The following is a 5,675-nucleotide window of genomic DNA, read 5'->3' on the forward strand; positions in this document are numbered from 1 at the left end:
CCCCGAGCCCGCTCGTGGAGCCGCCGCCCCTGGGCCGCGCCGAGGATGCGCTGGAGGGTGGCGGGGGGTGCGGCGGCCACCCTCCCGACGCTGTCGAGCCCGTACGCGCACAGCGTGCGGGCCGTCGCGGGGCCCACTCCGTGCAGGGCGGCGACCGGCCTGCGGTCGAGGAAGCCGGCGGCTTCTTCCGGGCGCACCTGGCGGATCTGTCCCCTCTCGCCCGCCTGCGCCGCCATCCGGGCCAGCAGCGGGCTCGCGGCGACGCCGACGGTGCAGTCGGTCCCGTGCCGGGCGAGCGCCCGCAGCCGCACGAGCTGCGCCAGTTCGGCCGCGCTCCGCCCGAAGTAGCGCAGCGCACCCCGTACGTCGGCGAGTGCGGCGTCGGGCGGGAGTGCCTGGACGAGCGGGGTGATGTCGGTGAGCAGCGCGAGGAGTTCCTCGTAGCGGCCTTCGTGAGGCGCGGAGTGTGCGGGCCCTGAGTGCGGGGCTGCGCCGAAGTGGACGTAGAGGATGTGGGGTTCGCCCGTCGTGTCCGCGGCCCGGACGGCGTCGTCGGCGTCGGTCATCCCGCGCTCCCCGGGCTGGAGTGCCACAGCTTGCGCAGCGCCTTGGGCGAGTCGGCCGGCTCTCCGGCGGGGCGGAGGTCGGCCCAGGGGTGCATCCGGTAGCCGGGCGCGACCTCGACGGTACGGCCGGGCCCGTGCGCCTCTTCGGCCCCGGGGGGCGCTCCCGCGTCCTGGGAGGTGGTGCGGGGAGGCTCCGCGAGCCGGGCGGTGACGGCCTCCAGGCCGCCCTCGCGCCGCAGTTCGACCAGTTCGGCCAGGTCCCAGGCGGCGGCGCCGACGACGCTGAGGCTGCGCGGGCCGCGCCGCTGGACCGTGCCGCGTACCAGCAGCAGCCAGGAGTGGAAGACGGTGTGCGCGCAGGCGGCGTGCGAGTCCTCGAAGAAGGCGAGGTCGGACAGGCCCGTGCCGTCGTCGAGGGTGGTGAAGATGACGCGTTTGCCGGAGGCGAGCGGCGGGGTCTGGGTCGCGGCCTTGGCGCCCGCGATCAGCACGGTCTCGCCGTGCCGTGCCGTGCGCAGGGTGCGGGCCGAGTGGGCGCCGAGTTCGCGGAGGAAGGCGAGGTGGTCGGCCATCAGGTGGCGGGAGGTGTCCATGCCGAGGACGTCGAGTTCGGCACCGAGGCGCTCCCCGCTGTCCAGGTCGGGCAGGTGGACGGGGTCGGCCTGGCGCGTCGCGTCGCCGGTGGCGCCGGGTTCCGTGGTCTCGCCCAGGGCGAGTTGGCCCTCGCGCGCTCCGGCCGCGCGCTGGGCGCGGTGCAGTTCGGCCAGGTGCAGCAGCAGGTCGCGGCGGTTGCCGCCGGGCGCGAAGGCGTCCAGCGCGCCGATCTGGGCGAGGCGTTCGGCGACCGGGCGGGAGGGGCGGGCGCGGCGCCAGAAGTCGCTGAGCGAGGCGTAGGGCGCGCCGGCCTCGATGCGGGCGGCGTCGGCCTCGCTGATGCCCTGCACCTCGGCGAGGGCGAGGCGCAGCCCCCACAGCCCGGATTCGGACTCCAGTTCGACTCGATAGGACACGGAGGACCGGTTCACGTCCAGCGGCAGCACCGGTACCCCGCGCCGCCTCGCGTCCGCCAGCAGCAGCCGCTTGGGATACATGCCCGGGTCGTGCTCCAGGATCCCGGCGTAGAACGCCGCGGGCCGGTGCGCCTTGAGCCACGCCGACTGGTACGTCGGCACGGCGAACGCCACCGCGTGCGCCTTGCAGAAACCGTACGAACCGAAGGACTCCACCAGCTTCCAGGCGTGCGCGACCACCTCGGGCGCGAACCCCTGCCCCGCAGCCGCGCGCGCGAACCAGGCCCGCGCGCCCGGCCGCTGCTCGTCGTCCTTGAGCACCCGCCGCACCTCGTCCGCACGTCCGCGGTCGCAGCCCGTCATCCGGGCCAGGATGCGGATGACCTGCTCGTGGAAGATCGCCACTCCGTACGTCTCGGCCAGCGGCCCGGCCAGCGCGGGGTCCGGGTGGTCGATGCGGCGCCGCCCGTGCCTGGCCTCGATGAAGGGGTGGACCATGTCGGCGCCGACCGGTCCCGGGCGGAAGAGGGAGATGTCCACGACCAGGTCGTGGAAGTTCTCCGGCTGGAGCCGCCCGATCAGGTCGCGCTGGCCCGGCGACTCGATCTGGAAGCAGCCCAGCGTCTCGGAGGCCCGGATCAGCTCGTACGTCGGCTGGTCGCCCTCCTCGATCGCGTCCAGGTCGATCCGCTCCCCCGCCGCGCGCTCGACCTCGGCGACCGCGTGCGCCATCGCCGACTGGAGGCGCACGCCCAGCACGTCCAGCTTGAGCAGCCCCAGGTCCTCCACGTCGTCCTTGTCGAACTGCGCCATCGCGAAGCCCTCCCCGCTGGTGGGCACCACGGGCGTGCGGGAGCGCAGTGAGGAGTCCGAGAGCAGCACCCCGCACGGGTGCATGGCCACGCCGCGCGGCAGCCCGTCCAGCGCCTCCACCAGGTCCCAGAAGTGCGCGCCGTGGTCCTCCCGCGCCACCTGGGCCAGCTCCGGCAGCTCGGCCAGCGCGGAGCGCGCGTCCCGCGCCCTGATGTGCGGGAACGCCTTGGCGAGCCGGTCGACCTCGGCCGGGTCCATGGCCAGGGCCGCGCCCACGTCGCGGATGGCGTGCCGCACCCGGTAGGTCTCGGGCATGGCGACGGTGGCCACCCGCTCCTCGCCGAAGCGTTCGAAGATGGCGCGGTAGACCTCCAGCCTGCGGGCGGACTCCACGTCGATGTCGATGTCGGGCAGCTCGGCCCGGCGCGGCGAGAGGAACCGCTCCATCAGCAGCCCGTGCGCGACGGGGTCGGCGTGCGCGATCCCCAGCAGGTGGTTGACGAACGACCCCGCGCCCGAACCCCGCGCGGCGACCCGGATGCCCAGCTCGCGGACGTCCTCGACGATGCGCGCGACCGTCAGGAAGTACGATGAGTAGCCGAGGGTCTCGATGACGGCCAGCTCCTCGTCCAGCCGCCGCCAGCGTCCCGGCTCCCGGTCGTAGCGGCGGGTGACCATCGCGGCGGCGCAGCGGGAGCGCAGCGCGCGGGCCGCGGTGTGCCCGCCGGTGCCGGCCAGGTGGGGTTCGGGGAAGTGCACCCGGCCGATGCCCAGGTCCTCCTCGGGATCGACTCGGCAGGCCGCCGCGGTCTCGGCGGTGAGGTCGAGGAGGCGGTGCGCGGTGGCGGCCCCGTATCCGGCGGCCTCGGCGATCCGCCCGGCCGCCTCGGCCATCAGGTCGGGCCCCTTCAGCCAGCGCTCGCCGGCGTCGAGCCCGCGGCGCGGGTCGACGGGGACGAGGCGGCGGGCGGCGTCGAGGACGTCGGCGACGTTCACCTCGGTGCCCGAGGCCGGGTCGGCGTAGCGCACGGCGTTGGTCAGTACGGGCTTGACCCCTTCCCGCGCCGCCAGATCCAGCGTCCTGGCGGCCTGGCGGAGGGGGCCGGAGGCGGTGACGGCCAGGCGGAGCGCGTCGCCGTGGACCTCGCGCCAGCGGCCGAGGAGGACGGCCGCCCGGTCGGGACGCCCGGCACCGAGCGCGCGGCCGACGTCCGAGTCGGCGCCCAGCAGCACGGTGACCGCCTCGCCCCCCAGGGCTTCGCGGGGCAGCAGGGGCCGCTCGTGGCCGGCGGCGTGCGCCTCGGTGACCAGCCGGCACAACTCGGCCCAGCCGCGGGCGCCGTCCCGGGCGAGGAAGACCGCTCGCCGTGCCGACTCGTCGACGAAGCTGCCGCCTCTGACCGGTGTGCGGCGGGCGACGCGTCCTTCCGGAGTGCCGCCTCCTCGGCCCCTCCCGTGCGCGGTCGCACCCGCGGCGTCGTCCGCCGCCTCGTCCGCGACCGCCAGGTCGACGCCGTACACGGGCCGTACCCCGGCGCGTGTGCACGCCCTCGCGAAGCGGACGGCGCCCGCGAGGGTGTCGCGGTCGGTCAGTGCGACCGCTTCCATCCCTCGCTCGGCGGCGCGCTCGGCGAGGGTCTCCGGGTGGGAGGCGCCGTAGCGCATGGAGAAGCCCGAGGCCGCCTGGAGATGCGTGAAGGCCGGCATCGTGCGCACCTCCTTGCCTCAGCACCCCCTCGGTTCCGGCCACCACAATAAACCAGCCATCGAACTTTTATTCGAATACCGTCGCACACCCCTCCCCTCCGCGGAGGGGACGTGGGGCGGGGACGCGGGCGGAACCCCGCGCAGGGGGCCCCGCCGGGGGGCTCACAACGACTTGCGGAAGGTCACCCGGTCCAGCGACGGCCCGTCGTAGTCGGCGAGGGGTTCCGAGGCCACGAACCCCAGCGCCGTATGAAAGGCGATCGACCGTTCGTTCACCGGCGAGGTGACGGCCTTCACCACGGTGCGCCCGTCCTCCCGGGCCCGGGCGAAGAAGCGCTCGTACAGCTCACGGGCGAGTCCGGAGCGCCGCAGATGCGGGGCCACCCCGGCGAAGTGGACGTAGGCCTGGCTGGATTCCGACGGTGAGAGGAACCCGATCAGGAACCCGGCGAGCGCGCCGCCGGGCTCCTCGGCGATCAGGCTCGTCGCGTAGAAGTGGTCCACGAACACGCGGGTGAGGTCGCGCGAGGCGGGACGGCCCCACCAGTCGTCGACGACGGCGATGACGGCGTCGTAGTCCTCGGGGCGTGCGGTACGGACGGCGTAGGGGAGACCGGGATGCATACCGGCCTCCCTACCCGCCCGCCGGCAGCCGGTCACATGTGGGTGCCGCCGTCGATGCGCAGCTCGGTGCCGGTGATGAAGGCGCCGTCGTCGCAGGCCAGCATGGCGATGGCGCCGGCGACGGTCTCCGGCCCCGCGAAGCCCTCACCGAGCGCGGGGGACAGCTTGGCCAGCAGGCTGTAGTCCGTGTCCTCGGGCAGCCCGGGGTTGTGGGTCATCCCGGAGGCGATGGAACCCGGCGCGACGCAGACGGCACGCAGCCCCCGCTTGCTGTACTCGGAGGCGATGGCGTGCGTGAAGGACTGGATCCCGCCCTTGGTCGCGGCGTAGGCCGCCATGTAGGGGTGCGCGAAGCTCGCCGAGGTCGAGCTGAAGTTGACGACGACCCCCTTGCCGCCGGCCAGCAGCGCGGGCAGCGCCTGCCGGGTCATCAGGAAGGTGCCGGTGAGGTTGACGCCGATGATCCGGTTCCAGAACTCCAGCGTCATCGTCTCGGTGTGCCGGGAGTCCAGGATGCCGGCGGCGTTGACCAGCACGTCCAGCCCGCCCAGACCCTCGATGGCGCCGCCGATCCGCTGCCGCACGGACTCCTCGTCGGAGATGTCGACGGTGACGAGGCTCAGGCGGGCGTCCGTGCCCTCCTCCGCCGCCAGGGCGCGGGTCTTCTCCAGCCCCTTCTCGGAGATGTCGGCGGCGACGACGTCGCCGCCCTCCCGCAGCAGGCGCACCACGGTGGCCTGGCCGATGCCGGAGCCCGCGCCGGTGATGAGGATCTTGCGCCCGTCGAAGCGGTTCATGGCTGCTCCTTCTTTCGCTGCTCTTCTGTTGTGAGTGGCTTCTCCGCCCACCGCCTGCCACGGTACGCCTGGATGGCACAACGTGCCACACAGGCGCATCGTGTATTCCGTCTCGTGCGCTGTCGTACGCTGCGCGCCATGACCACCCGCCCCCAGGG

General features: G+C 74.3%; 4 protein-coding genes. All 4 read right to left on the minus strand.

Annotated features, from left to right (window positions below; all coding sequences use genetic code 11):
* The coding region (locus tag AB8Z75_RS30920; RefSeq protein WP_369207801.1) for a helix-hairpin-helix domain-containing protein at window positions 1-566 on the minus strand (566 nt) is incomplete at its 3' end.
* Window positions 563-4,096, minus strand: coding sequence for a DNA polymerase III subunit alpha (locus AB8Z75_RS30925; RefSeq protein ID WP_369207803.1), 3,534 nt, complete (start codon window positions 4,094-4,096; stop codon window positions 563-565). The genes AB8Z75_RS30920 and AB8Z75_RS30925, both read right to left, overlap by 4 nt.
* Before the next feature lie 162 nt (window positions 4,097-4,258).
* Window positions 4,259-4,720, minus strand: coding sequence for an N-acetyltransferase family protein (locus AB8Z75_RS30930; RefSeq protein ID WP_369207805.1), 462 nt, complete (start codon window positions 4,718-4,720; stop codon window positions 4,259-4,261).
* Between the two features lie 32 nt (window positions 4,721-4,752).
* Window positions 4,753-5,517: an SDR family NAD(P)-dependent oxidoreductase gene (locus tag AB8Z75_RS30935; protein ID WP_369207807.1), complete on the minus strand. Its 765-nt coding sequence runs from the start codon at window positions 5,515-5,517 to the stop codon at window positions 4,753-4,755.
* Between the last annotated feature and the right edge of the window lie 158 nt (window positions 5,518-5,675).

It is taken from the genome of Streptomyces sp. PU-14G (assembly GCF_041028275.1).
Taxonomy (GTDB): domain Bacteria; phylum Actinomycetota; class Actinomycetes; order Streptomycetales; family Streptomycetaceae; genus Streptomyces.

Bases quoted from the DNA above. Each gene is read 5' to 3' on its own strand.
- AB8Z75_RS30930 (WP_369207805.1), bottom strand. From the start codon at position 4,720: ATGCATCCCGGTCTCCCCTACGCCGTCCGTACCGCACGCCCCGAGGAC.
- AB8Z75_RS30925 (WP_369207803.1), bottom strand. From the start codon at position 4,096: ATGCCGGCCTTCACGCATCTCCAGGCGGCCTCGGGCTTCTCCATGCGC.
- AB8Z75_RS30935 (WP_369207807.1), bottom strand. From the start codon at position 5,517: ATGAACCGCTTCGACGGGCGCAAGATCCTCATCACCGGCGCGGGCTCC.